The 25,557-nt window shown below is 63.0% G+C and carries 22 protein-coding genes; 9 read left to right on the plus strand and 13 right to left on the minus strand.

Features of this window, described 5'->3' with window-relative positions; translation table 11 throughout:
• Positions 1 to 65: 65 nt before the first annotated feature.
• Positions 66 to 1,391: a hypothetical protein gene (locus N5A92_RS10600; RefSeq protein WP_260902514.1), complete on the minus strand. Its 1,326-nt coding sequence runs from the start codon at positions 1,389 to 1,391 to the stop codon at positions 66 to 68.
• A gap of 18 nt (positions 1,392 to 1,409) precedes the next feature.
• Between N5A92_RS10600 and N5A92_RS10605 the strand changes: the two genes are divergently transcribed.
• Positions 1,410 to 2,747 (plus strand): hypothetical protein, encoded by a 1,338-nt coding sequence (locus N5A92_RS10605; RefSeq protein ID WP_260902515.1) that lies wholly within the window; start codon positions 1,410 to 1,412, stop codon positions 2,745 to 2,747.
• 119 nt (positions 2,748 to 2,866) lie between these two features.
• Positions 2,867 to 3,541: a hypothetical protein gene (locus N5A92_RS10610; protein WP_260902516.1), complete on the plus strand. Its 675-nt coding sequence runs from the start codon at positions 2,867 to 2,869 to the stop codon at positions 3,539 to 3,541.
• A gap of 78 nt (positions 3,542 to 3,619) precedes the next feature.
• On the opposite strand, the gene N5A92_RS10615 is transcribed toward N5A92_RS10610, so the two are convergent.
• The 5 genes from N5A92_RS10615 to N5A92_RS10635 all read right to left on the minus strand — a co-directional run bounded on the left by N5A92_RS10615 (position 3,620) and on the right by N5A92_RS10635 (position 9,411).
• Entirely contained in the window at positions 3,620 to 5,251 is a 1,632-nt protein-coding gene (locus N5A92_RS10615) for an AMP-binding protein (protein ID WP_260902518.1), read from the minus strand.
• A gap of 188 nt (positions 5,252 to 5,439) precedes the next feature.
• Positions 5,440 to 5,664, minus strand: a complete 225-nt coding sequence (locus tag N5A92_RS10620; RefSeq protein WP_260902520.1) for a hypothetical protein — start codon at positions 5,662 to 5,664, stop codon at positions 5,440 to 5,442.
• A 101-nt stretch (positions 5,665 to 5,765) separates the two neighbouring features.
• Complete coding sequence (locus N5A92_RS10625) at positions 5,766 to 6,833, minus strand: Nal1-like putative serine protease (protein ID WP_260902522.1); 1,068 nt, start codon at positions 6,831 to 6,833, stop codon at positions 5,766 to 5,768.
• Between the two features lie 87 nt (positions 6,834 to 6,920).
• Positions 6,921 to 7,829 (minus strand): bile acid:sodium symporter family protein, encoded by a 909-nt coding sequence (locus N5A92_RS10630; RefSeq protein ID WP_260902524.1) that lies wholly within the window; start codon positions 7,827 to 7,829, stop codon positions 6,921 to 6,923.
• Between the two features lie 76 nt (positions 7,830 to 7,905).
• Complete coding sequence (locus tag N5A92_RS10635) at positions 7,906 to 9,411, minus strand: NAD(P)H-hydrate dehydratase (protein ID WP_260902525.1); 1,506 nt, start codon at positions 9,409 to 9,411, stop codon at positions 7,906 to 7,908.
• Positions 9,412 to 9,710: 299 nt separating this feature from the next.
• Between N5A92_RS10635 and N5A92_RS10640 the strand changes: the two genes are divergently transcribed.
• Together N5A92_RS10640 and glnA are read left to right on the plus strand one after the other, a co-directional pair.
• Positions 9,711 to 10,049 carry a P-II family nitrogen regulator gene (locus tag N5A92_RS10640; RefSeq protein ID WP_260902529.1) on the plus strand — a complete coding sequence of 113 codons (339 nt, stop codon included), beginning with the start codon at positions 9,711 to 9,713 and terminating at the stop codon, positions 10,047 to 10,049.
• 47 nt (positions 10,050 to 10,096) lie between these two features.
• Positions 10,097 to 11,506: a type I glutamate--ammonia ligase gene (gene glnA, locus N5A92_RS10645; RefSeq protein WP_260902530.1), complete on the plus strand. Its 1,410-nt coding sequence runs from the start codon at positions 10,097 to 10,099 to the stop codon at positions 11,504 to 11,506.
• 79 nt (positions 11,507 to 11,585) lie between these two features.
• On the opposite strand, the gene N5A92_RS10650 is transcribed toward glnA, so the two are convergent.
• The 4 genes from N5A92_RS10650 to N5A92_RS10665 form a co-directional block, all read right to left on the minus strand.
• The gene (locus tag N5A92_RS10650) at positions 11,586 to 12,155 is read right to left on the minus strand and encodes an ABC-type transport auxiliary lipoprotein family protein (protein WP_313958402.1); all 570 of its coding nucleotides are present in this window, start codon (positions 12,153 to 12,155) and stop codon (positions 11,586 to 11,588) included.
• Positions 12,156 to 12,262: 107 nt separating this feature from the next.
• A complete protein-coding gene (locus N5A92_RS10655; protein WP_260902534.1) occupies positions 12,263 to 13,642 on the minus strand; it encodes an MlaD family protein in 1,380 nt (459 codons plus the stop codon).
• Positions 13,643 to 13,659: 17 nt separating this feature from the next.
• On the minus strand, positions 13,660 to 14,484 hold the full coding sequence (locus tag N5A92_RS10660; protein WP_260902536.1) for an ABC transporter ATP-binding protein: 825 nt from the start codon (positions 14,482 to 14,484) through the stop codon (positions 13,660 to 13,662).
• Positions 14,484 to 15,656, minus strand: a complete 1,173-nt coding sequence (locus tag N5A92_RS10665; RefSeq protein WP_260902538.1) for an ABC transporter permease — start codon at positions 15,654 to 15,656, stop codon at positions 14,484 to 14,486. Before N5A92_RS10665 ends, N5A92_RS10660 begins: the two co-directional genes overlap by 1 nt.
• Before the next feature lie 104 nt (positions 15,657 to 15,760).
• On the opposite strand from N5A92_RS10665, the gene dgcA reads away from it, so the two are divergent.
• On the plus strand, positions 15,761 to 16,744 hold the full coding sequence (gene dgcA, locus N5A92_RS10670) for an N-acetyl-D-Glu racemase DgcA (protein WP_260902540.1): 984 nt from the start codon (positions 15,761 to 15,763) through the stop codon (positions 16,742 to 16,744).
• A gap of 18 nt (positions 16,745 to 16,762) precedes the next feature.
• Here dgcA and N5A92_RS10675 read toward each other — a convergent pair whose 3' ends face one another.
• Positions 16,763 to 17,572, minus strand: coding sequence for a UDP-2,3-diacylglucosamine diphosphatase (locus N5A92_RS10675; protein WP_260902542.1), 810 nt, complete (start codon positions 17,570 to 17,572; stop codon positions 16,763 to 16,765).
• 127 nt (positions 17,573 to 17,699) lie between these two features.
• On the opposite strand from N5A92_RS10675, the gene N5A92_RS10680 reads away from it, so the two are divergent.
• The 4 genes from N5A92_RS10680 (at position 17,700) to N5A92_RS10695 (ending at position 22,976) form a co-directional block, all read left to right on the plus strand.
• A complete protein-coding gene (locus N5A92_RS10680) occupies positions 17,700 to 18,479 on the plus strand; it encodes an SDR family oxidoreductase (protein WP_260902543.1) in 780 nt (259 codons plus the stop codon).
• 160 nt (positions 18,480 to 18,639) lie between these two features.
• Complete coding sequence (locus N5A92_RS10685; RefSeq protein WP_260902544.1) at positions 18,640 to 19,482, plus strand: fumarylacetoacetate hydrolase family protein; 843 nt, start codon at positions 18,640 to 18,642, stop codon at positions 19,480 to 19,482.
• A 28-nt stretch (positions 19,483 to 19,510) separates the two neighbouring features.
• Positions 19,511 to 21,865, plus strand: a complete 2,355-nt coding sequence (locus N5A92_RS10690) for an NADP-dependent malic enzyme (RefSeq protein ID WP_260902545.1) — start codon at positions 19,511 to 19,513, stop codon at positions 21,863 to 21,865.
• An 88-nt stretch (positions 21,866 to 21,953) separates the two neighbouring features.
• Entirely contained in the window at positions 21,954 to 22,976 is a 1,023-nt protein-coding gene (locus tag N5A92_RS10695) for a DUF2865 domain-containing protein (RefSeq protein ID WP_260902546.1), read from the plus strand.
• Here N5A92_RS10695 and gltX read toward each other — a convergent pair.
• The gene (gene gltX, locus N5A92_RS10700) at positions 22,894 to 24,267 is read right to left on the minus strand and encodes a glutamate--tRNA ligase (RefSeq protein ID WP_260902547.1); all 1,374 of its coding nucleotides are present in this window, start codon (positions 24,265 to 24,267) and stop codon (positions 22,894 to 22,896) included. The two genes, N5A92_RS10695 and gltX, sit on opposite strands and share 83 nt — an antisense overlap.
• Complete coding sequence (locus N5A92_RS10705; RefSeq protein WP_260902548.1) at positions 24,264 to 25,508, minus strand: MFS transporter; 1,245 nt, start codon at positions 25,506 to 25,508, stop codon at positions 24,264 to 24,266. The genes gltX and N5A92_RS10705 overlap by 4 nt, the downstream gene beginning before the upstream one ends.
• Between the last annotated feature and the right edge of the window lie 49 nt (positions 25,509 to 25,557).

Raw genomic sequence — 25,557 nt, forward strand, 5'->3', positions numbered from 1 at the left:
AGACGAGCGGCGCGCATGCATACCCTCTGATCTGGAACTGCCATGAGGGGTCGGCGGGCTGATTTTCAGGATCGCTCGAATAGCCACGGGTTGAACCTCAGGTCGAGGTCGCCGGTCGAACTGACGCCGTAGAGTGTCACAGAGCCCGGCTGCCCCGAACCGAGACCAGCGAACCAGAACGCATAGGTCTCGTCGTCATCGGTCCAGGTAAGCGCGAGCTCAGTGTTTTTGATCTCCAGAGAGAACGGCTTGTCGTTGTCGTTCGTGTCATGGAGACCGAAGCCGCGCTGGTATCCCTGAACATAGCATTGATCGAGGAAGACTTGCTGGCCAGAGCTCGTCCCATATCCGAATGGCCGGTCGAGCATCCACACGGCGCCCGGATCACCCGCGCCGCCGAGGCTAACCTGATAGTCATAGGCGCCCTGGTTGCCAAGATGAATGGCGCGTACGCGCTCGAAATTCTGAACATTGTCCGGGTGCGATCCGCCGGCATCGTTGTGGAACGTATAGCGGACGTTCTTGCCAATCGCAGTGAAGTCGCTGAACTTGTTGGTATACCACGCCCTGAGCGGCTCGTTGGTCGCCGTGTCGGCAGGTGCCTGTAGGTTCTGAATAACTGAGGGGACGGAATCGCGCCCAACAATATCCAAGAAATTAGGAATGATGTAGCTCACATCGCCCACCACTGCGGCGTCGTGAGTGTATGTGCCTGGCTCTATCTTGACCGCATGCGGCTCCGTGATCGTGCCGGAACCAAGGGTATTGTAGGCAGTTCGGAAATCGGTTGTATCGCCAGACCCGTCCTCAGCGAGAATGGTTTCCTGCGCATACAATATCGGTGTTAGCGCGGTGCCGACCGCCTCGTCGACTGAAACCTTGCGCGTCCGCTGCAATGCAGCTGCGAGCGCTTGCTCCGGCAGGGCGCTTGTGCTGCTCACGACCGTGGCAACAACCAGCCTGTGCGACAAGTAGGTGATCGTCTCTGTGCCAGCGGCATTCGCACCGCTTGGGCGCACAAATGGCCTGATCTCGCTCTCTCCCCCCGTGAGCACAAAGCTGACATCGCGATAGAGATTGTTCCCGATGCGCTCTGATCGATCGAGCGAAAAGGTCGTCGTCGACGCAGAGCCGGAGGACAACGGGACGGCGACGCCACCACGGATCACCGTTACGAATGCCGTGATTGTGGGATTGAACGTTTCCGAGACCTCAAAGATCATCTGGCATGTCACTTTGACGCCGGCCAGTTTGGAGATATCTCCCGTCTTCTCCCTGATCTGAATGAAGGCCGAAGTCGATCCATCGACGCCGTTCTGACCGGCGGCGAATGAAAGGCCGATTCTGCTGCCATCCGCATCGGTGATCGCCGTTGAGTCGAATGGAGCCACGCCAAGTGCATAGAAGTCTTGGAAGCCGTTGGCGAAGGCGCTAAGGCTTCCCTGGTGATGGCGGCGGTGTTGGTGACAGCCCACGCGGTGTTGGCATATTGGGTGCCCTCACGCACCAGGACACGGGCGCGCAGTTCCGTCGCCGGGTTACAAGTTCTCGTCAATTTCGCCGCGGTGGAGACTAGAGAGTACAATCAAGAGCCGGCTCGAGAAGCGCTGTCTTCCCTTTTTCACATTATCTATTCAGGTACCCATTCGCCACTCGAAGTGCGCCGAGCGGCGGTCATTAATCTTTTGCAGGAAAAGGAGGACAGGTGCAGAGACTTGGGATTCGAAGCCTTGGCCGCCGCGCTGAAGGCCGATCACTTCACAACACATTTTGGGAGCGATTTTGGTTCTCGGTCTCGCGATTACGGCTGGCGTCCGAAGACAGCGGAGGAAGTTCGATCATGGTTCGTATCGTGGTTTGACCTATGCCGCGAAATCGACAGTGCCAAAGGTGACGACGCGAATCGCATCCGCATCATAATTGCCGATGCGTTTAGGGGCCTTTGGGGCGTTCGAGAAATTAGAAGCAATCTCGTGGCTCTGAGTGAAGATTTGATCGCTGAACAAAGCTGGCCCGAGGGTTGGCTTGCAATCAAACGTGTACTGAGATGGGATATCTCCAAGGACGACGTTTCTGCACTAAAACTTGCAACGTGTTTGGAGAAGCAGCTTCGACCTATCGATTTGGTGACTGAGGTTAAGGCGCGGATTTTCGCAAAGGGAATTGCTGCATTCGATGTTGCAGATGAGGATGATGAAGAATCCGCGTCTTCGGCACACGAGAAGGCAAGTCGTTATGCGGAGAAATTAGGCGAGAAGGTTGCCAACGATACTGATGCCCTCGGGCAAGTTGAGAATTACCTGATAAGTCGAGAATACAGTCAAACAGCTTATGCGTTTGGGAGAGGGCTTGGAAAGTCCTATCCAAACGTGGCTGCATTGCTGTCGCGTATTCGTGATCTGATTGCTCAGAGCGCGAGCGATAAAATATCACTTATTCCTGTTCGTGGCCTTATCTCGGGTTGGAGCTCTGTTGATCCTGAAGCCGCTGAGGAATTCTTCGAAAACGCAATCTCCGATGAGGTCTGGTCGGCCTGGTTCGTTGAGCTACAGGTCCAACAAGACATGAATGATACCGCCTTCGAGCGGTTGATGTGCGCTATTCGAGATGGACGCACGCCCTTGTGGCAGTTTCGTTATCTCGCGGGTGGTCGTGCGACAGACCCCTTTTCCCCCGATCAGATCGGGGCGCTGGTGTCTGAATTGAACAAGCTGGACAGGATGGCTGCTTTGTCGCCTTTGATTTGATGGCTATGGCAATCCACTGCGCAAGCGAAAAGAGTGAAGGCTACCGACGAGAGTTGCGATCGGTCGCACTTGCTTTCCTCGCGGAGGTCGATTGGTCACAAACAAAGCGTGATCATGGGATGTTTGACCACGATATCGATGTGGTGCTCCGCTTTGCGATATCATCCGGCGGATCGGCGAATGCGATTGGCGCAGTTCTCGCGAGCGTATTAAGCAGTGAAAGAAAACCGGAACGATATTTCAGCTATGGACGTTCGAAAATGCTCGCACCATTCTTCGAGTTTTTCTCACGTCAGACGTTAGATGCCATCTATCAGCCAGATGAAGATGGAAGCTACTCCAGTGCGTATCAGCTTGTAACAGACAGTTTCTCCGAGCACCGAGAATCTGCGATTGCTAAGGTACCTTCCGACATTCTTATTGAATGGTGCAATCTATCACCTTCAGATCGATACCCATTTGCCGCTGCTACTTGCCGCTTGTTCGAAAACCGTCATGAATCGAATAACAAGCTATGCATTTCGGAAACTGCAAAATCTCTGTTGAATAATGCGCCTGTAAAGCTTGAAGTCGTTCGTGAGTACATAAGTCGCTTCCAGCCGAGGTCGGGGAGCGGATCACTTGCGGATACTCTCGAACAACGGATACCTCTGTTGGACCAACTAAACCCAGAGAATAACCATGACATTGCCAAGGCAGTGTCGAGAGCTGAGGCTGAGCTAAGGCGATGGGTTGATGCCGAGAGAAAACGCGAAGCCGACGATGAGCGCAGAGACGCAGGAAGCTTTGAATAGTCATTAGGGTGCGTGCGGCGGCGGCAGATCGTGATTCTAAATCAAATGGTTATAAGTTCAGCTTATAGCTGACCCGACCTATTCGCCTTCCCGCCGCGCCCGCTCGCGGAAGATGCGGCGGATGATTTTGCCGGTGGTTGTCAGCGGCATGGAATCGACGAATTCGACCTCGCGCGGATATTCATGCGCCGAGAGGCGGTTGCGCACCCATGATTTGATCTCCTCCGCCAAGGCAGCATTGGCTGCGGAGGCATCCTTGAGCACCACGTAGGCCTTTACGATCTCCGTTCGGAGAGGATCGGGTTTGCCGACGGCGGCGGCGAGCGCGACTGCGGGGTGGCCCGTCAGGCAGTCCTCGATCTCGGTCGGGCCGATCCGGTAGCCCGCCGATGTGATGACGTCGTCGTCGCGGCCGACGAAATGGAAATAGCCGTCCTCGTCCACGAGGCCCTGGTCGCCGGTCGTCATCCAGTCGCCGATGAACTTTTGCCTCGTCGCCTCTTCGTTCCGCCAGTATTCGAGGAACATCACCGGGTCGGGGCGCCGGACCGCGACCTGCCCCACCTCGCCTTGCGCAACCGGCTCTCCTTCCGCGTCGATCACCGCGACCTGGTGGCCTGGTACGGGCAAGCCGATGGCGCCGGCGCGGCTCACGCCGATTTCACCGCAGGAGGAAAGCACGAGGTTGCACTCGGTCTGGCCGTAGAACTCGTTGATGGTGAGGCCCAGTTCGGCGCGCGCCCAGTCATAGGTCTCGCGGCCCAGCGCCTCGCCGCCGGAGCCGACGGTTCTCAAGCTCAGGCGGAAGCGCCTGGCGATGTCCGGCACGCCCTTCAGCATCCTGAGTGCGGTGGGCGGGATGAAGGCGTTGCGCACCTTCATCTTTTCCATCAGGCCGAACGCCGCCTCCGGGTCGAACTTGTCGAAACGACCTGCCACCACCGGCACGCCCAGATAAAGCCCGGGCAGGAGCACGTTAAGGAGGCCGCCGGCCCAGGCCCAGTCGGCTGGCGTCCACAGGAGGTCGCCCGGCTGCGGCAGGAATTCGTGATGCATCCCGACGCCCGGAAGGTGGCCGAGCAGCACGCGGTGGCCATGAAGAGCGCCCTTCGGCGGCCCCGTGGTGCCGGAGGTGAAGATCATCATCGCCGGATCGTCCGGTCCGGTCGCCTCGGCTGTGAACGCGTCGGAGTTGTCGGCGACGAGTTGGTGGAAGTCGTCGGCGCCCGCGTCGGCGCCGTCAGTCGAGATAGTCGTCTCCAGCGCCGTCAGCCGGCCGTTGACCGCCTTCAGTTTGTCCAGTCCCGCCCCATTGGTGATGACCGCTTTCACGCCGGCCGTCTGCAGTCGATATTCCAGCGCTTCAGTGCCGAAGAGCAGCGCCAGCGGCACGGCGATCGCGCCGAGCTTGTAGATTGCCGCATGGCTGATCGCCGTCTCGAAGCATTGCGGCAGCAGTAAAGCGACGCGGTCGCCCCGCTTGACGCCGGCTGTCCGCAGCGCGTTCGCCAGCGCATTGGAGCGCGCGGTCAGTTCACCGTAGGTAAGTTGTTCGACCGTGCCGTCGGCGCGAAACTCGAAGAGAGCCACGCGCTCCGGCTCGCGCCCGCCCCACGCATCGGCGACCGCCGTGCCGATGTTGAAGGATTGCGGGATGTTCCAGCGAAAGTCGCGATAGAGCGCCGCATAGCTGTCGCGCCTTTCAAGCATGGGCGGGCCCCGCCGTGAGAAATCTGTCATTACGAAAGCCCCGCGGCATGCATAAAAGCACCAGTCATGGAACGAATGTATTCGCCCTGCGGGGGCGGAGCAATCCGCCCGTTCGCTCGGGCCGGACGAGGAACGATCGATCTGCGGTCGAAATGGCGGCGTCTTGCGAAAAGGTTCGCCGTGAGGCCTCAGAATTTCCGTATCGTTCCAACGACGTCGATCACGACATCAAGACCGTCGAACGTCCGCGGCAGCTTGGCTGCCTCCTCGTCGCGGGAGACATAGACGTTCAGCGCGAGGTCATCGGCGTTCGGGCTGAGACATATTCCGACGCCGGTCACGCCTTCTGATTGGCCGAACTGCGCCTCGAAGGCCTTTCGGATCTCGACCGCCTGCTCCATCGAATGCTTCATTCCGGCCGTCTCGTTGTCTCCTGGATCGAAGATCCGATCCGACTCCTTGTTCCGCCGGAATTCCGGCCGGAAAACCGGTTCCCACTTTTCCTGGAATTGCTTTAAATCAGCGTCACTCCAAGGTGCTGAACGACGGATGATATAGGGTTCGCCCCGGTTATTCCAACACCGCCGGCGCCTCCGGAGGCGGAGCCTGAGAACAGGAGCCCGACGGGCCGGCCTTCTTCGTCCACGATCAGTGATCCGCTGTCGCCCGGCCTGCTGAAGGGCCGCGTCGGCGACATGTCCATTTCGATGACGATCTGGTCATCGAACCTCGCCAGGCCGTCGCCCATGTCGACGAGAAAATTATTGACGCTGACGGCCCGCACGCGCCCGCGCGTGAAACTGGTCGTGCGGCCGGACTTGAATACCGTCATGCCCGGGAGGGCTTCCGCAAGCGGTTCAGGCTTCAGCGTCATCGCGGGTTCGGGCTTATGCTCGCCGCTGTAAAGCGTGTGGGGATCCTCTTCGCGCTCATGCTCCGAGAGCGTCGCGACCGCCGCGTCGACGAAATTCGGGACGCCCTCATATTGAATGGGAACCAAGCGGGTGAGCGCGGCAATGTCGTCGGATCCCGGCCTGCCGCCGTCTCGCGCGCCCGGCTGCATGATGGGCGTCGGCGGTGCCACCTTGTTGACGTCCGCCAGCACATGATTGTTGGAAAGGATCGCCCTTTGGCCCGTCTCATTGTCGCTGCAGAAGCAGCCGAGCGTACCGGCATATTCCACCGTGATGGGCGAAATGCTTGAGCCAAGCCGGAGCGGATCGTGGCGAGCGGTCGTCCATAGCGGCCGCTGGCGGCCGATATAAAGCACCTCCGCCTCACCCTTCGCGAAACTGACGATGTCCTCCACGACGGTGCTGCGCACCTTGCGGCGATCCTGGACCAGTACCGCGAGCCTGGCGTCGGCAGATGCGGTATCCCGAGTGACGACACCGAGGGCAATATCCTCGACCGCCCGCTTCTTCGCCGTTTTGCGGTAAACCCGCCCTCTCTCCAGAAGAAGGGGATCGAGGTAAAGGCTCGAGGGCGGCCGTCCGACGTAAGCGGTCGTGGGCGCTTCAACGAAATCGAAAACCCTCGAAAATATCTGTGCTTGGAGTTCAAGCGCGGAATCGAAATTCATCCTGCCTCCAGCGTCCGTCCCCGCGAATCGAATCTTAGCACGGCGCACGGACGGTATGGGTGGCGCAACCGCGACGGGCGTTGACCATCACCGGGAAGCCAGGTCGGACGCGGCCGACCGCCGATTGAGCATCCAGACAAACACGCCCCCGGTGATGTACGCGATGACGCCGTAAAGCGCGGGGGGAATGGCCATCTCGGGGTTGTTCAGCATGTATTGGCTAAGCGCCAGCGTGATGACGAGGGCGGCGTTGTGGATGCCGATCGACATGGCTAGCGCGATCGTCTGGCGCCGCTCGACACCGAGTGCCAGCGGCGCGAAGTACCCCACCGCGAAGCTCACCAGATTGAAGACAAGTGCCGTGGCGCCGATGACGGGACCCCACGCCACCACCAGGCCCCAATGGCTGACCAGCGCGAATATCACGATCGCCGCCAGAAAGAATGTCGCCAGGGCCTTTACCGGCCGGTCGAGGCGGCGCGCTATCGCCGGATATCGGCTATGGATGAACATGCCGATCATGGCCGGTACGACGGCAAGCGCGAAAATCTGCAGTATGTGGTCGATCCCGACGGAAACGGTTTCCGTTTCTCCGTAGAACAACAGCAGCGAGACGTTGGCGACGATCGGCAGGCTGATCAGCACGAGAACGGAGGTGACGGCGGCGAAGGTGATGCTGAGGGCGACGTCACCGCGGGCGAGATGGGTGTAGAGCGTGGCCGAGGTGGCGCCGGGGCTCGCCGAAAGGAGCATCATGCCGACGGAGATCGCGGGCGGCAGATCGGACAGATAGACCAGTACCAGGCAAAATGCCGGCAGGATCACCGCCTGGCAGACAATGCCGATCAGGATCGGCTTCGGCCTCGAGAGTATGCGCTTGAAATCCTCGAGCTTGAGCGAGAGGCCGAGGCCCAGCATGATGATGACGAGCGCTATCGGGAGCCCCAAGTTCAGCGCCGGGTTCGACTGCATGCTGCCGATTTCTTCCGCCCCCATGATGCCTTCTCCTGTCGATGGATGTACCAGCCGCGCGGCCGGAGCGCGGACAATCTCTCCTACCTGCGTTACTTTTTTATTTTTCTTCGCCGAGACAGGCGCACAACACTTCCGGTAGCCGCTCCGGCAGATCCTCTGCAATCAGCCCGGGACCGACCCGCCGCCCGGCCTCGGCATGCAGATGGACGGCCGCGCACGCCGCCTCGAAGCCGGGCATCCCCTGGCCCAGCAGTCCGGCGATCATCCCGGCGAGCACATCGCCGGAGCCGGCGGTGGCGAGATAGGGCGTGGCATCGGTGTTAATGGCAGCTCGGCCGTCGGGGGCGGCGATGACGGTGTCGGCACCCTTGAGCACGAGAACGGCATGGGCGCGGACGGCAGCCTGGCGGGCCCTTTCCAGCTTGGAGAGAAGCGCGTCCTCGGCGAGATCGGGGAAAAGCCGCGCGAATTCGCCCTCATGGGGGGTAAGCACCAGGGTTGCACGGCTTACCCCGGCGGCGGCGAAGAGACGGTCGGGCACCTCGGCGAAAGCGGTAACAGCGTCGGCATCAAGGACGAGGTGGGCTGCAGCGGTGCCGGAGGCGGGGTGCAGCACGATCTCAGTGAAGAGGCGAGCAGTTGCGCCAACGCCGAAACCGGGGCCGATCACGAAGGCTGCAGGGTGACGCCGTTCGATGAAGGCGGCAAGCTCGGCCTCCTCTTCCACGCGGTGAAGCATGATGGCGGTGAGATGCATGGCATTGACCGCCAACGCCGCGGCGGGTGAAAGCACTGTCACCGCCCCTGCCCCGATACGCGCCGCGCCTCGTGCGGCGAGCCTGGCCGCGCCGGTCGCCGTCGGCGGGCCGGAGAAGACGGCGACATGGCCGCGCTTGTATTTGTGCGTGTCCCGCTCGGGGCGCGGCAGCAGCGTTTGCCAGAGCGCCGGCGTGTTCTCACGACAGGTCGGACGGATCGTTTGGAGAACGGCGGCGGGGATTCCGACATCGGCAACGACCGTCTCACCGCATAGCTTGCGGCCTGGAAAGAGCAGATGGCCGGGTTTCTTGCGGAAGAAGGTGACAGTGAGGTCGGCGGTCAGCGTCGTACCCAACACCCTGCCGCTGTCGCCGGCCACGCCGGACGGCAGATCGACAGCGATGACGGGGGCCTTCGCTGTCGCTGCCTTCTCCAGCGCCTCGGCGTAAGGCCCCTCCACAGGCTTGGAAAGGCCGGCACCGAAGAGGGCATCGACGACCGCCCAGCCGGGTTCAGGCGCGAACCTGTCGAGGGGACGGGCTTCCAGCGGACACTCGTCGGCCGCTCGCGCGCCGTCGGTGCCGGCCGGCGGCACCTCTTGGCGCCAGAGGCGTACGGCAAGTCCCCGTTCGTGAAGCAGGCGAGCGATCACATAGCCGTCGCCGCCATTGTTGCCGGGGCCGCACAGTACGTCGTAGCCGGCCGCATCGGCGAAACGGGTCAGAAGCTCCGCTACCACTGCCGCCCCCGCGTTGAGCATCAGCGGATAGCTCCCGGCGCCCCCGGCCTCTGCGGCCAGCCGATCCGCCTCCCCCATTTCCTGCGGCGAAAGGATTTCGTGCATGAAACGTCCCTCGATATGGGCGCGATATTGGCCTCTGCGGGCGCCGGCGTAAATGAGGCGCGGGGGTGATGCCTATTCTTTTTGCATCGTGCACATTATTTAGCCAGACGTTAGAATGGCCGCGGTGCACCGGCGCGGCATGTCGGCCGGCTCACGCGCGCCATCCCGCTGTCCGCGCGGGCAAAGGCGGGCAGGCGCGAAGGCAGACATGCCTTACGGCCGGTTGGCACGGTTCGTGCATACGCAACAGCGGAGCGGGGGGCACCCCTGCTTTTGCAGCAATCGGAGGCCGCCGAAACATGAAAAAGATCGAGGCGATCATCAAGCCGTTCAAGCTCGACGAAGTGAAGGAAGCCCTTCAGGAAGTCGGACTGCAGGGCATTACCGTCACCGAAGCCAAGGGGTTCGGGCGTCAGAAGGGACATACGGAGCTCTACCGGGGCGCCGAATATGTCGTCGACTTCCTGCCCAAGGTGAAGATAGAGGTGGTGCTGTCGGACGATATGGTCGACGCCGCAATAGAGGCCATCCGTAAGGCCGCGCAGACGGGACGTATCGGCGACGGCAAGATATTCCTCACAAATGTCGAGGAGGTCATCCGCATCCGCACGGGTGAGACCGGTGCGGACGCGGTGTAGGCCGACCGATTGTTAGAATAGTTGTCATAGACAGGGGTTTGAAAAGCATGACGACAGCACAGGATATCCTGAAGCAGATCAAGGACAATGACGTGAAATTCGTCGATCTGCGCTTTACCGATCCGAAGGGCAAGCTGCAGCACGTGACGATGGACGTCAGCGCTGTCGATGAGGACATGTTCGCCGACGGCGTCATGTTCGACGGCTCCTCGATCGCCGGCTGGAAGGCCATCAACGAGTCCGACATGGTCCTGATGCCCGATACGGAAACTGCCCATCTGGACCCGTTCTTTGCACAGTCGACGATGGCCATCATCTGCGACATCCTGGACCCGATCTCCGGCGAGGCCTACAACCGCGATCCGCGCGGCACCGCCAAGAAGGCAGAAGCCTATGTGCGGTCGGAAGGCTTTGGCGACGAGGTCTATGTCGGGCCGGAAGCCGAGTTCTTCGTTTTCGACGACGTGAAGTACAAGGCCGACCCGTACAACACCGGCTTCAAGCTCGATTCGACGGAGCTGCCCTCCAATGACGACACGGACTACGAGACAGGCAATCTCGGCCACCGGCCGCGCGTTAAGGGCGGCTACTTCCCGGTGCCGCCGGTTGATTCGGCTCAGGACATGCGTTCAGAGATGCTGACTGTGATGGCCGAGATGGGCGTTACGGTCGAGAAGCATCACCACGAGGTGGGTGCGGCCCAGCACGAGCTCGGCATGAAGTTCGACACGCTGACACGCAACGCTGACAAGCTGTTGATCTACAAGTACGTCGTGCAGCAGGTGGCCAACGCCTACGGCAAGACGGCCACCTTCATGCCCAAGCCCATCTATGGCGACAACGGTTCGGGCATGCACGTGCACCAGTCGATATGGAAGGAAGGCAAGCCGACCTTCGCCGGCAACGAGTATGCGGGCCTCTCGGAAAGCTGTCTCTTCTACATCGGCGGCGTCATCAAGCACGCCAAGGCTATCAACGCCTTCACCAACCCGACCACCAACTCCTATAAGCGTCTGGTGCCGGGCTTTGAGGCGCCGGTTCTGCTCGCCTACTCGGCGCGCAACCGCTCGGCCTCCTGCCGCATCCCCTTCGGCTCCTCGCCGAAGTCGAAGCGCGTCGAGGTGCGCTTCCCGGATGCGATGGCCAACCCGTACCTCGCCTTCGCGGCGATGCTGATGGCAGGCCTCGACGGCATCAAGAACAAGATCCATCCCGGTCAGGCCATGGACAAGGATCTCTACGACCTGCCGGCGAAGGAGCTGAAGCGGGTGCCGACTGTCTGCGGCAGCCTGCGCGAGGCTCTGATGAGCCTCGACAAGGACCGCAGCTTCCTGAAGGCGGGCGGTGTGTTCGACGACGACCAGATCGACGCCTACATCGAACTGAAGATGGCCGAAGTGCTGCGTTACGAGATGACGCCGCACCCGGTCGAGTTCGACATGTACTATTCCGCGTAAGGGATAGCGCGGGCGCCGGATGCAAAGAAAACCCCGGGTCATCGGCCCGGGGTTTTTCCTTGTCCGGTGAGATGATCGCTCACATCACGCCGATAGACCAGTCGACGATCTCTGCCGCGGTGTGCTGGAAGGCCCGGTCGAGGGCGGCGACGAGTGCCGCCGTGCCACTGCCGGTGACGGGGGCGATGGCGGTGAAGTCGCGCGAGGCGCGCACTACGCCATTGCGGTCGTTCAAGACGCGAGCGTTGAGCTCGACATAGGCGCGGTCGCCGCCGCCTGGGCGAATCTCGAAGGCACGGATATCGACGATGACCTGATAATCGATGGCGAGGCCCTCCCCGGGCCTGCCGACGCCGCCGACGCGGCCTGAGCGCTGATAGGCTTCGACCAGCCGCGCCTGCACCAGGCGGGGAAGGCGGTCGGACCAGCGCGCACCGCCAAGCAACTGCACGGCCCCGCTCGATGTGCGCACAACCATGTCCTGGCCGTCGAGCACCTTGAGGGCAGACGGCTCGGGGACGAGAACCTGTGTTCGTGAGAGACGACGGCCGGTGTCGGGCAGCACTGGTGCACCGATATCGTAGGCGTCCACCGGCGGCGGCCCGAATCCCGGAATAGCGGCGCATCCGCCGAGAAGCAGCGCGGCCAAAGCAAGCCCCCCCACTGAAGAACCCCTCATATCCAATCAAAAGCTCCCAGACTGGAAGGACTGCCCCCGCACGTTCGGCCTCTTCTTGCGGGGCCTGTTCACGCTTGTCAACGCCGTGAGCGCCCGTCATAGCGGCGGATGGACCCCTCGCCGCCGGTTATGATGCGCTGCGGATTCTGCTCGAAATCGCTGACGGCCTGCTCAATTCGGTTGATGGAGCGGCGCGCATCATTGACCAGCGCCTCGACATCGCGCAGGCCCTGTCCCGAAAAACGCGCCAGCCCCTCGGTGATGGTGCCGACGCGGGCGTTGAGCGTATCGGCGACCTCGCGGAAGGACTGCAGCGTGGCGCGCGCCTCGGCCATCAACCCCTCCCCGTCTCCCTCCTCCAACATTCCGTCGAGCTTCGCCAGAACCCCATCGATGCGCACGGATGCCTGGTTGAGCCGGCTTGCCAGCGAGCTGGCGTCGGTGATGAACTGGTCGATGTCCTCGTTTCGCTGGCCGATCGTTTCGCTCACTCTGGCGATGTCGTTGGAGGCGCGGTCGAGCTCTGCGCTGGCCTGGGCAAAATTGTCCACGGCGCTCGCCACCGCGTCCGCATCCACGCCGGCGACTATCTCGTCCACCTTGCTGAGCGTCCGGTTGGCGTTTTCGGAGAAGGTGCCGAGAGAGGCGACCGCCTCGTCCACACCGGTGGCGATCCCGTCCAATCGTTCGCCCGCATCGGCAAGCTGCTGGGTGAACCGATCAACGTTGTCCACGACGTCGGCGACCTGCTGCTTATCCACAGAATTGATGAGTTCCTCGGTCGCCCGCAGGGTCGAATTGAGCTGCCCGGAGATATCGGAGATGGTCTGCGAGAGCTCGCCCACGCTGGCAAGGAATTGGTCGACGCCGTCCGCATTGTCGGCCAGCGCTTTGGTAAAGGTCTCCACATTGTTCAGCGTTTCCGTCAGCGGTCCACGCGCGTCGGATACAAAGTCCTCCAGTTCCCCGATCATCGAATCGGCGCGGGTGAGAACGCTTTGGGTCGTCTGCAAAAGGTTCGTTACTGCTGACGGGCTGGCACTGATCGTAGCGATCTCTCCCCGTTCTCGGGCCTGATCTAGGAGGTTCGGCTCGTCCGGGTCGCCCCCCGTCAGCTCGATGGCCGCCTGGCCGGTCGTAAGAGTGGCCAACCCAACCTCCGCGCGGGTGGATGCGGTGATGGGCGTTTGCTCCCGATTCACCTCCGCATCGGCTATGGCAAATCGCGGATTTTCGGGGTCGACATAGACACGACGTACATTGCCCACCCTCACACCATTGAAAAGCACTGCACTGTCGGGCCCGAGCCCCAAGGCGGAGCCGGGGATGCGGAAACGCATCGGCGTCATCTCGCCCCGGCCGCCGATGCCCGCCGTCCAGTAGATGAAGCCGAAGGCGGCGAGCACGGCGAGGACCGTGAAGATCCCCACAATGACGTAATTGGCTTTTGTTTCCATAATCTACGGCTCTTTTCTTATTCGTCCTGTGAGGGAACGATACGCCGCGCCCGCTTACCTCTGAAGTAGGATTTTACCCACGGCTCTTCGCTCTCCATCATATGCTGCACCGTGCCCTCCACGAGTACACGTTTCTTGCCGAGCACTGCAATGCGGTCGCATGCGGTGAGCAGGCTGTCCAGGTCGTGGGTAACCATATAGACGGTCAGGCCCATCGTATCGCGCATCTTCACCACCAGTTCGTCGAACTCGGCTGCGCCGATAGGGTCAAGGCCGGAGGTAGGCTCATCGAGGAAGACGATGTCCGGATCGAGCGCCAGTGCGCGGGCAAGTCCGGCGCGCTTGATCATGCCGCCGGAAAGCTCGGAGGGGTATTTATTGGCCGCGTCGCGCGACAGGCCCACAAGCTCCACCTTGAGCAGGGCCAGTTCGTCCATCAGCTTCTTCGGCAGATCGATATATTCGCGCATGGGAACCTGGATGTTCTCCAGCACCGTCAGTGCGGAAAACAGCGCGCCGTGCTGGAACAGCACACCTTGGCGCATGTCGATCAGCAAGCGCCCGGCCTCATCGAGCTCGGCCAGGTCCCGGCCGAAGAGCCGGATGGACCCGCTGGCCCTCGGGACCAGCCCGAGGATGGCCCGCAGGAGCACGGATTTGCCGGATCCCGATGCACCGACGAAGCCGAGAATCTCGCCGCTATAGACATCGAGCGACAGGTTCTCCAATACCGTCTTGGTGCCGAATTGCACCGTCACGTCCCGCGCCTCGAGAATAACGTTCCCCTGACCGGCTTCGCCGGCGGCACGCGCTTCCCCATTCGTTTGCTGGTTTCCGGCCATCAGAAATCGATCGCTGCATAGAACATGGCGAACATGCCGTCGACGACGATGACGATGAAGATCGCCTTCACGACGGAGGCGGTAACGTGCCGGCCGAGCGATTCGGCGCTGCCGCCCACCTTCATGCCCTCGACGGAGGCGATGATGCCGATGATCATGGCCATGAAGGGAGCCTTTATAAGACCGGAGAAGATGCTGGTCAGGTCGATTGCCTCCCGCAAGCGGTCGATGAAGGCCGATGGCGAGATATCGGAATAAATCCATGCTACCATCATGGCCCCGCCAAGGGCGGCAAAATTGGCGACGATGGTCAGGCACGGCACTGCGATGACGAGGGCGACGAGGCGCGGAAAGACCAGCACGCCAACCGGGTTCAACCCGATCACGGTGAGCGCGTCGACCTCCTCGCGCATCTTCATGGAGCCGATCTCGGCGGTGATCGCGCTGCCCGAGCGGCCGGCGATCATGATGGCTGTCATGAGTACGCCGAGTTCGCGCATGATGAGGATGCTCACTAGGTCGACGACGAGGATCTCGGCGCCGAAATAGCGCAGCTGAAAGGCGCCCTGCTGGGCAATGATGGCGCCGACGATGGCCGACATCAGGACGATGATCGGGATCGCGCCCACGCCCATGCGGTCGATCTGGCTGACGATCGCCGTCGGATTGACCGCGTGCTTGCGGCCCAGCTTCATCTGAGCCCCGCTGATCGTGGCGCCCAGGATGTGCATGCCGTAGAGGATGTCGTCGCGCGCGTCGTAGACGGAGCGGCCGATGGCGGCCAGGAGATTGACAATCCAGGAGCCGCGGCGTCCGCCACCCGGGAGTGTGGGCTCCTCAGCGACGGGCATGACTTCCGCCAGCAAAATGGAGGCAGATTCCGACTGGCCCGTCATCTCAACCGCTGCTCCGCGCTGCTCGTAGTCGACAACCAGCCGTCCCACCAGCCATGCGCCGGCGGTATCGAGATGCCGCACACCGCTCAAGTCGAGGTGAAGCCGCGCGATGCCCTCTTTGTTCCGAAGGTCCCGCATCTCGCCGTCGATATGGCCCACCGTGCGCGTCGTCCAGTCGCCGGCGAGGCGGCAGGTGAGCGTGCCGCCGTCTTCCGACCGGTCGAGATGCGCAGGCGCCGCATCGTCCTCGGCGGCCTTTTCGTCTTCTTGCCTCATTGCCCTGAACACCATAAGCACCATCCTTAGAGCGGAGATGTGGCGAAGAAAACTGCTTTACCATGTGAAAACGGTGCATAGCAGGGCGACAGATCGAGGAACCAATGGCGCGTACGATGACCGTCGAGATCGAAAACTTCCCGATCGCCGGGGTTTTTCGCATCGCCCGCGGCGCCAAGACACAGGCGCAGGTGGTGACGTGCATCCTGACTGAGGACGGCGCGGCGGGCCGCGGCGAATGCGTGCCCTATGCGCGCTACGGCGAGAGCGTGGAAAGCGTGGTCGAGCAGATCGAGGAGATGCGCCGCGAGATCGCCGAAGGCATCGACCGTCAGGCGCTCATGGCGCGTATGCCCGCTGGGGCGGCACGCAATGCCGTCGACTGCGCATTGTGGGATATGGAGGCGAAGCGGACGGGCAAGCGCGTGGCGGACATGATCTGCCGGACACGGCCACACTCTGTCACCACGGCGCAAACCATCTCGCTCGGCACACCGGAAGAAATGGCGGCGCATGCACGCGCCAACGCCGACAAGCCGCTGCTGAAGATCAAGGTCGGCGCCGAGGACGACGCCGCGCGACTGCGCGCGGTCGCTGAAGCCGTGCCCGACAGCCGGCTGATCATTGACGCCAACGAGGGCTGGACGGAAGCGAATCTCGAGGAGAACCTGCGCGCGGCGGCCGAGTGCCGCGTGGCGCTGATCGAGCAGCCGCTGCCGGCGGGCAAGGATGCGATGCTGCGCGACGTTCCGCACCCCGTTCCCATTTGCGCCGATGAGAGCCTGCACACCGCCGAGGACCTTGCGGCGCTGAAGGGGCTCTACGACGCGGTGAACATAAAGCTCGACAAGACCGGCGGATTGACGGCTGCGCTCATCCTGCGCGAGCGGGCGCGCGAGATGGGTCTTTCGGTGATGGTGGGGTGCATGGTGGGCACGTCGCTCGCCATGGCGCCGGCGGTGCTCCTGGCGCAGGAGGCGGATTTCGTCGATCTTGACGGCCCTTTGCTGCTTCAGCACGACCGTGTGCCGGGGCTCGATTACGCCGGCGCGCGGGTTTCGCCACCGGAGGCGGCGCTGTGGGGGTGAATTTGCGGAAGGGCGGAGCTATGCCGCCTCGGCAGCTTCTTCCTCGACAACCGCGCGCCGAGGCTCCGCGGCCGGGGCGGCGACCCGAGTCCAGCGAATGATCTCGAAGCGGCCGTTGAAATCCTCGACAAGAGCCGTGCAGCTTTCCACCCAATCGCCCGTGTTCATGTAGAGGACGCCCATGATCTCCTCCATGGCCGCATGATGGATGTGGCCGCAAATGACGCCGTCCACGTCGGCGCGGGCGGCTTCCTGGGCCAGCACGTTCTGGAAAGAGCTGATGAACTTCACCGCCTTCTTCACCTTCACCTTGGCCCAGGAGGAGAAGGACCAGTAGGGCCGGCCAAAGAGGCGGCGGAAGACACCGATCACCCGATTGACGACGATTGCCGCGTCATAGGCTTTGTCGCCGAGATAGGCGAGCCAACGGGCGTTGTGGACGACGGCGTCGAACTGGTCGCCGTGGACGATGAGGAACCGCCGCCCGTCGGCCGCCTCGTGGACGGCACGGTCGGCCACCACGATGCCGCCGAAATGCACGCCCTGAAATGAGCGCAGGAACTCGTCGTGGTTGCCGGCGATATAGAAGATGTTCGTGCCCTTGCGCGCCTTGCGCAAAAGCTTCTGCACCACGTCGTTATGGGCCTGTGGCCAGTGCCAGGAGCGCTTCAGCCGCCAGCCGTCGACGATGTCGCCGACGAGATAGATCGTCTCGGCGTCATGATGGCGCAGGAAGTCGACGAGGAACTCGGCCTTCGCCGGCCTGGAGCCCAGATGGACGTCGGAGATGAAGATAGTGCGGAAGGTGCGGGGCGCGGCGGCGGGCATGATATCGTCCGATGCGGTGTGCGGTCGCGCTTCCTATGCCCCGATTCCTGTCACAGCCATGTGACGGTTGCCACGCGGTGACGCTGCGGGTAGACGATCAGGCAGTCTGAACAATTCGGGGCATGCAATGGATCTCGGCATCAAAGGCAAGAACGCCATCGTCTGCGCATCGAGCCGCGGGCTCGGGCGGGGCTGTGCCATGGCGCTGGCGGCGGCCGGCTGCAATCTCGTCGTCAACGGGCGTGATCCGCAGGCGCTGAAGGCGACGGCGACGGAGATACGCGACCGCTTCGGCGTCTCCGTAGAGGAGGTGGCGGCGGATGTTTCCACGCACGAAGGCCAGAAGGCATTGCTCGCCGCCTGCCCCGCGCCCGATATTCTGGTGAACAACAACGGCGGCCCGCCGCGCCGCGATTTCCGGGAGCTTTCGCGACAGGCGATGCTCGACGGGGTGACGCAGAACATGGTGACGCCGCTGGAGCTTATCCAAGCGACCATCGACGGCATGACCGAGCGCGGCTTCGGCCGTATCGTCAACATCACCTCGCTTTCCGTCTATATGCCCATTCAGGGCCTCGACCTTTCGTCCGGCGCGCGGGCGGGTCTGACGGCGTTCCTGGCCGGTGTGGCGCGCGGCGTGGCCGGCAAGAACGTCACCATCAATAACCTACTGCCCGGCAAGATGGATACCGAACGCCTGCAGAGCGGCATCCGCTTCGGCGCCGAGAAGGCGGGCACGACCTATGAAGAGCAGGCCGAGCGCCAGGCTGCGGAAATACCCGCCGGCCGCTTCGGCACGGCGGATGAGTTCGGCAGCGCCTGCGCCTTCCTGTGCTCGGCTCACGCGGGCTACATCACGGGCCAGAACCTCGTGCTTGACGGCGGGCTCTACACGAGCGCCTTCTAAAGCAATTCCAGGAAAAGTGGAAACCGGTTTTCCGTCCGGAATTGCGACAAAACAAAGAGTTAGACCAGTTCATCGATTCCATGAAACGCTGAACTGGTCTAAGACAACCTTCCCGCCGCATCCCGCGGCAATTCACCCAAGGAATGAGGGAGAGAAGACTTTGAAACTCTTGCGTTTTGGCAACAAGGGCGCGGAAAAGCCGGCCGTTCTGCACGATGATGGGACCATCCGAGACGTCTCCTCGCTGGTCGCCGATTTCACGCCTGAGACCCTGTCGCCGGCGCTCGCGCGCATTCTTGCCTCCGCCGAGATCGGCTCCCTGCCCGAAGTGCCGTCGTCGGTGCGAATCGGTGCGCCGATTTCGCGCATCGGCCACTTCATCGCCATCGGGCTGAACTACGCAGACCATGCCGCCGAATCCGGCCTGCCTGTGCCGAGCGAGCCGGTGGTCTTCTCCAAGGCGCCGAGTTCGCTTTCGGGCCCCTATGACGACGTGATGCTGCCGAAGGAGTCCCAGAAGTCCGACTGGGAAGTGGAGCTCGCCGTCATCATCGGTGAGCGCTGCGATTATGTCGAAGAGAAGGATGCGCTGTCGCATGTCTTCGGCTATGCCGTGTGCAACGACGTTTCCGAGCGCGAATACCAGGCCGAGCGTGGCGGTCAGTGGGTGAAGGGCAAGAGCGCCCCGACCTTCGGCCCGCTGGGGCCGTGGCTGGTCACGACGGACGAGATCCCCGATCCGCAGAACCTCGACATGTTCCTCGACATCAATGGCGAGCGTCGGCAGACCGGTACTACCAAGACGATGATCTTCACCGTCGCCCACATCGTCTCCTATCTGTCGCAGTTCATGGTGCTGGAGCCGGGTGATGTCATCACCACCGGCACGCCGCCCGGCGTCGGGCTCGGCATGAAGCCGCCGGTCTATCTGAAGGCCGGTGACGAGATGCGGCTGGGCATCGCCGGCCTCGGTGAGCAGCACCAGCGCGTCGTCGCGCGCTAAAGGCGTAACAGGCAGGGCGTTGGCAGAGATGGCAAGGCAGACACCGGTGAAGACCAAAGGCTCTAAGCTCGATGAGGCCGCCCTCTTCTTCCACCGCTATCCCATCCCGGGAAAGCTGGAGATCCAGCCGACGAAGCCTCTCGGCAACCAGCGCGACCTGGCGCTGGCCTATTCGCCCGGCGTTGCCGCCCCCTGCATCGCCATTCGCGACGATCCCCGCACGGCGGCCGAATACACCTCGCGCGCCAATCTGGTGGGCGTGGTGTCGAACGGTTCGGCCGTTCTCGGTCTCGGCAACATCGGGCCGTTGGCGTCAAAGCCGGTGATGGAGGGCAAGGCCGTACTCTTCAAAAAATTCGCCGGCATCAACGTCTTCGATATCGAGATAGACGCTCCCGGGGTCGACGGCATGGTTGAGACCATCGCCGCGCTCGAGCCCACCTTCGGCGGCATCAACCTGGAGGACATAAAGGCGCCGGAATGCTTCGAGGTGGAGGAGCGCCTGAAGGCGCGCATGTCCATCCCCGTCTTCCACGACGACCAGCACGGCACCGCCATCATCGTCGCCGCCGCAATCCTCAACGGGCTGGAACTGGCCGGCAAGGACATCGCCGAGGTAAAGATCGTCACCTCCGGCGCGGGTGCCGCCGCGCTTGCCTGCCTCAATCTCCTGGTCTCCCTCGGCGCGAAGGTCGAGAACATCTGGATCACCGACCGCTTCGGCGTCGCCTACCGTGGGCGGGCGGAGGAGATGGACCGCTGGAAGGAGCCTTATCTGAAGGACACCGATGCACGGGCGCTGACAGAGGTCATCGGCGGGGCCGATGTCTTTCTCGGCCTTTCGGCGGGCGGTGTCTTGAAGCCCGAGATGCTCAAGGAGATGACCGAGCGGCCGCTGATCATGGCGCTCGCCAATCCCATACCGGAGATCATGCCGGAACTGGCGCGCGAGGCGCGGCCGGACGCCATGATTTGCACTGGCCGCTCGGACTATCCGAACCAGGTCAACAACGTCCTTTGCTTTCCCCATATCTTCCGCGGTGCGCTGGATGTCGGCGCCACGGCCATCAACGAGGAGATGAAGCTCGCAGCCGTGCGCGCCATCGCGGCGCTTGCTCGCGAGGAACCGTCGGACGTGGCGGCACGAGCCTATTCGGGCGAGATACCGATCTTCGGCCCTGACTTTCTTATCCCCTCGCCCTTCGATCCGCGGCTCATCCTGCGCATCGCGCCGGCAGTCGCCAGGGCGGCCATGGAATCGGGCGCCGCCACCCGGCCGATCGAGGACATGGACGCTTATCTCGACCGGTTGAACCGCTTTGTCTTCCGCTCCGGCCTGGTCATGAAGCCGGTCTTCTCTGCCGCCAAACAGGCCGGCCGCAAGCGCGTCATCTATGCCGACGGCGAAGATGAGCGCGTGCTGCGGGCCGCCCAAGTGGTGCTGGAAGAGGAATTGGCGGAGCCGATCCTCATCGGCCGGCCGCAAGTGGTGGACGTCCGGCTGAGGCGCTACGGCTTGAAGATCAAGCCGGGCAAGGATTTCGAGATCATCAATCCGGAAGACGATCCGCGCTACCGTGGCTATGTGGACCTGCTCATCCACATCGCCGGACGGCGCGGCGTGACGACGGAGGTCGCCCGCACGCTGGTGCGCACCAACACGACAGTGATCGCCGCGCTGGCCATGATGCGCGACGAGGCTGACGCCATGATCTGCGGGCTGGAAGGCCGCTTCGAGCGGCATCTGCGCCATGTCGACACGATCATCGGCCGCCGCCCGGGCGTCAACGACCTCTCGGCACTCTCCATGCTGGTTGCGCAGCAGGGTGCCACCTTCTTCACCGACACCCATGTGACGCTGGACCCCAGTGCCGCCGAGATCGCCGAGATGACGGTGCTCGCGGCAGAGGAGATCCGCCGTTTCGGCATCGAGCCCAAGGCCGCCCTTCTGTCGCACTCGGATTTCGGCTCGCGCGACAGCCCGAGTGCGCTGAAGATGCGCGAAGCCGTCGCCATCCTCCACGACACCGCTCCGGGCCTGGTAGCCGATGGCGAGATGCACGGGGATTCGGCCTTGTCGGAGACACTGCGCCAGCGCGTCTTTCCCCATGCAGGGCTCGACGGAGAGGCCAATCTCCTCGTCTTCCCCAATCTCGACGCCGCCAACATCACGCTGACGACGGTCAAGGCGATGACGGACGCGCTGCATGTCGGGCCGATCCTGCTCGGTACGGCGCGGCCGGCGCATATCCTGACACCCTCGGTCACCTCGCGCGGCGTGGTAAACATGACCGCGCTCGCGGCTGTGGAAGCGCTGCAGAACCAGAACCGGATGCCGGTTGTCCAAGGCGAGGCACCGGCGCAGGGAGCGACACGGGCATAACCTGCGTTTAACCCATCGTTGTTACGCGGTAGACTGTTTTCACGCATCATGCACCGGCCGCCGTGCCGGAGTCTGGCAGGTAAAGGGCATGGGGGGCAGGAAATCCGTCTGCGCGTGCATGTGCGGCGCCGCGCTTCTCGCCTTTTCAGTAATGACGGGCGAGGCAGCAGCCCAGTCGCGCATCTGCCGCAACCTCGAAGCGCAGCTTTCCGTCGTCCCACGCGCGGCGAGCCGCGCCCAAATCGACCAATACGACCGCGCCATCGCCAGGCAGGAGACCGAACTTGCGCGGGCGCGGGAGAGTGCCCGCCGTGCCCGCTGCGGCGGCGTCTTTGGCGGGCGCAACGCACAATGCCCCGCTTTGACTTCCACCATACGCCGCATGACCGACAATCTTGCGGACCTCAAGCGCAAGCGCAGCGCGATGGGCGGCGGCAACGGCAGACAGCAACGGGCGCGGCTGCTTGCAGCGCTCGAGCAGAATGGCTGCCGCGGCGCGGCAACCGCCACAAAGCCGCCCCGACAGCGCAGGGAATCAGCAGACCGCACGGCGCCGAAAGCCCCCTTGCCACCCGCCGGCGCCACGTACCGCACCATGTGCGTGCGGCTGTGCGACGGCTATTACTTCCCCATCTCCTTCTCTGTACCGCCAAGCCTCTTCCAGCGCGACACCAAGACATGTCGAGCGCGCTGCCCGCAGGCCGATACGGCGCTTTACGTGCACAGGGTGCCGCAGGAAGAGAGCGATGAGATGGTCTCGGCCCGCGACGGCACGCCCTACCGCGACCTCGGCACGGCCTTCGCCTATCGCACGGCCTCCTCCAACGGCCCGGCATGCGGCTGCAAGGTGCGAAAGCCGGAGGGCTATACAGTCGTCGCCGGAGAGAACGAAGGGCTCACCGACGAGCCGGAGGAGGACGCTGTTCTTTCTTCGCCTGCCCAGACGCAGGGAAGCATCGTGTCGTTTGGACGCGAAGAACAGCCGGTGGAGAAGGCGCCCGTTACCGCCGATACGGGCGAGCGGCGCGTCAGGGTTGTCGGGCCAGAATTTTTTCCCGATCTAGAAGAGGCAATAGATCTGCGAGCTCCGGCCCCGACTCCCGCCCCGTGAGTGCCAGCCGCAGGGGCTTGAACAGCGCCCTGCCCTTGCGCCCCGTCTGCGCCTTCACGCGGTCCGTCCACTCATGCCAGGACTCGCTGCCCCAGGGTTCGGGCGGCAGGAGCTCGAACGCGGTGCGCACAAAGGCGCGGTCCTCGTCTGATAGTGCGGCCGTTTCCGGTGGCCCCTCGGTGACGACGCGCCACCAGTCCGCCGCCTCCTCCAGAACCTCGATATTGCCACGCACGGCGTTCCAGAAGGCTTCGGCCTTTGGTCCGGAAATGCCGAGCTTGTCGAGCCTGGGCGCTGCCTCTTCGAAGGGCATGGCGTGGATCAGGCTGCGGCTCAAGGCCTGAAGTTCCACGGGATCGAACTTCGCCGGTGAGCGCGAGCTTGACGCGGGGTCGAAGCGCGCGGCCAGCGCCGCCATGTCGCGGCAAGCCGTCACCGCTTCCGAGGTGCCGATAAGGACGGCCAGCGACGCAACGGCCATGGGCTCGATGCCGGCTTCTCGCAGGCCGGCGATGGAGAGCGCGCCGGAGCGCTTGGAAAGTCCCTCGCCGGTGGTGGTGGTGAGCTGGTTATGATGGCCGAAGGCAGGTGCTTCCGCGCCCAGTGCCTTGAACAGGGCGATCTGGGCGCCGGTGTTCGTCACGTGGTCGTCGCCGCGGATGATATGCGTTACGCCCAGTTCGATGTCGTCGACCACCGACGGCAGGGTATAGAGGAACGTGCCATCCTCACGCACCAGCACGGGGTCGGACATGGAGGCCAGATCGACAGTCTGCGGCCCGCGTACGACGTCCTCCCAGTGGATTTCGGTACGCTGCGACGACAGGGGGTCGGCGTCGAAATTAGGCAACAGGAAGCGCCAGTGCGGCCTTCGGCCTTCCGCCTCCAGCCGCGCCCTCTCCTCCTCATCGAGCTTCAGCGCCTCACGGCCATAGACCGGCGGCAGACGACGCGACAGCCTGACCTTACGCCGCCGATCCAGCTCTTCCGCCGTCTCGTAGCAGGGATAGAGAAGCCCGGCCTCCTTGAGCTTGCCGACGGCGCTCTCGTAGCTCGGAAAACGGTCCGACTGGCGCACAACCAGATCCGGCTCGATGCCCAGCCAGCGCAGGTCCGTTTCAATCTGTTCGGCGAACTCCCGTCGCGATCGTGCGGTATCAGTATCGTCGAAGCGCAGGATGAAACGCCCACCCGCCTTCAGCGCGAACAGGTAATTGAACAGCGCGGGGCGCGCGTTGCCTATGTGGATCTGCCCCGTCGGGGACGGCGCGAAGCGGACGGTGACACTCATGGCGCGGAGGTAGCCGAGGCCTCGCCGGTTTGCAAGGCACGTGCCGTCAGGCGCCGCGAGACTGCGAGCATGAGGAGTGCTGCGCCGAAGCAATAGAAGCCCATTGTTGCGACCTGCAGAGGATATGAAACACCCAGATCGATCAGATAACCCGTCAGCCCCGGCCCCACCGCAGTGGCAAAGACCATGATGGCGACGATGGAAGCCCTTACCGCGCCAAGATGGCGTGTGCCGTAGATTTCCGGCCACAGCGCGCCGAAAAGTGTCGACGAAAAGCCGTAGGACACGCCCAGCAATCCCATGAAGACGAACGCCGTCAACTGAGCTTCGAACGAAGCCAGCACCAAACAGGCAACCGCCAGCGGCAGCAGGAAGGATGGCAGCAGAGACACCGCCGAGAAACGGTCCACCAACTGACCCGCCACCAGGGCGCAGATGACGGTCATCGCCGCCATGAAAGTGAAGGAAGAGGCAAAGACCTCGAGCGACCAGCCGCGCAGCTCGACAAGGTAGATTTGGTGGAAGGCGATGGTCGTGCCGATGAAGCCCGGCGCCATGACGCCGAGGAGCAGCGCATAGAACAGCGGATCGCGCATCACCTCGCCGCGCGTCCAGTCGCGCGACGTCGCAACGCGCGGGGCGGGATCGCTGGAGCGTGGCGCCCGCTCGACCGCCATCAGCCCCGAAATCACCGGCAGCGCGACGATCACCAAGAAAGCGGCGGCGATCAGCCAGCCATTGCGCCAGCCGACAAGGCCGGCGACGGTGACGAAGACGATCGGAAAGACCGCCTCTCCCACATTGTGGCCCAGAATGGTGATGGAGACGGCACGACCGCGCTGGGCGGCATACCAGCGGCCCATGGCCGTCAGCGCGTTCTGCGTCATCATGCCCTGCCCGAACAGGCGCAGGAGATAGATCGTCACGCACAGGAGGACGACGGAGGTGGACAGGGCCATCAGGATGCAGGCCATCGCCAGAATGGGCACGATAATGAACGTGACCGTCTTTACCGTATAGCGATCCACGATCTGGCCGAAGCGCGGCATGGTAAGGGCGCTGGCGAGCGTGGCCAGCATATAGATCATGCCGAAGGCGCCGTGGGACAGGGCGTATTCCTGGCGAATGTGACCGGCCGACAGCGAGATGAAGAAGGTTTGTCCGAAAGAAGAGAAGAAGGTGAGGAGGAACCCGCCGGCGAGCCAGCGCGCGTTCTCGCGGAGAAAAAGCAAAAAGGACATCAGAATCTCTGCTGAGGGCGCGCCGCGCTCCAACCCGCTTCGCGCATTG

This window comes from Chelativorans salis, assembly GCF_025336525.1.
In the GTDB taxonomy this organism is placed as follows: Bacteria; Pseudomonadota; Alphaproteobacteria; order Rhizobiales; family Rhizobiaceae; genus Chelativorans; species Chelativorans salis.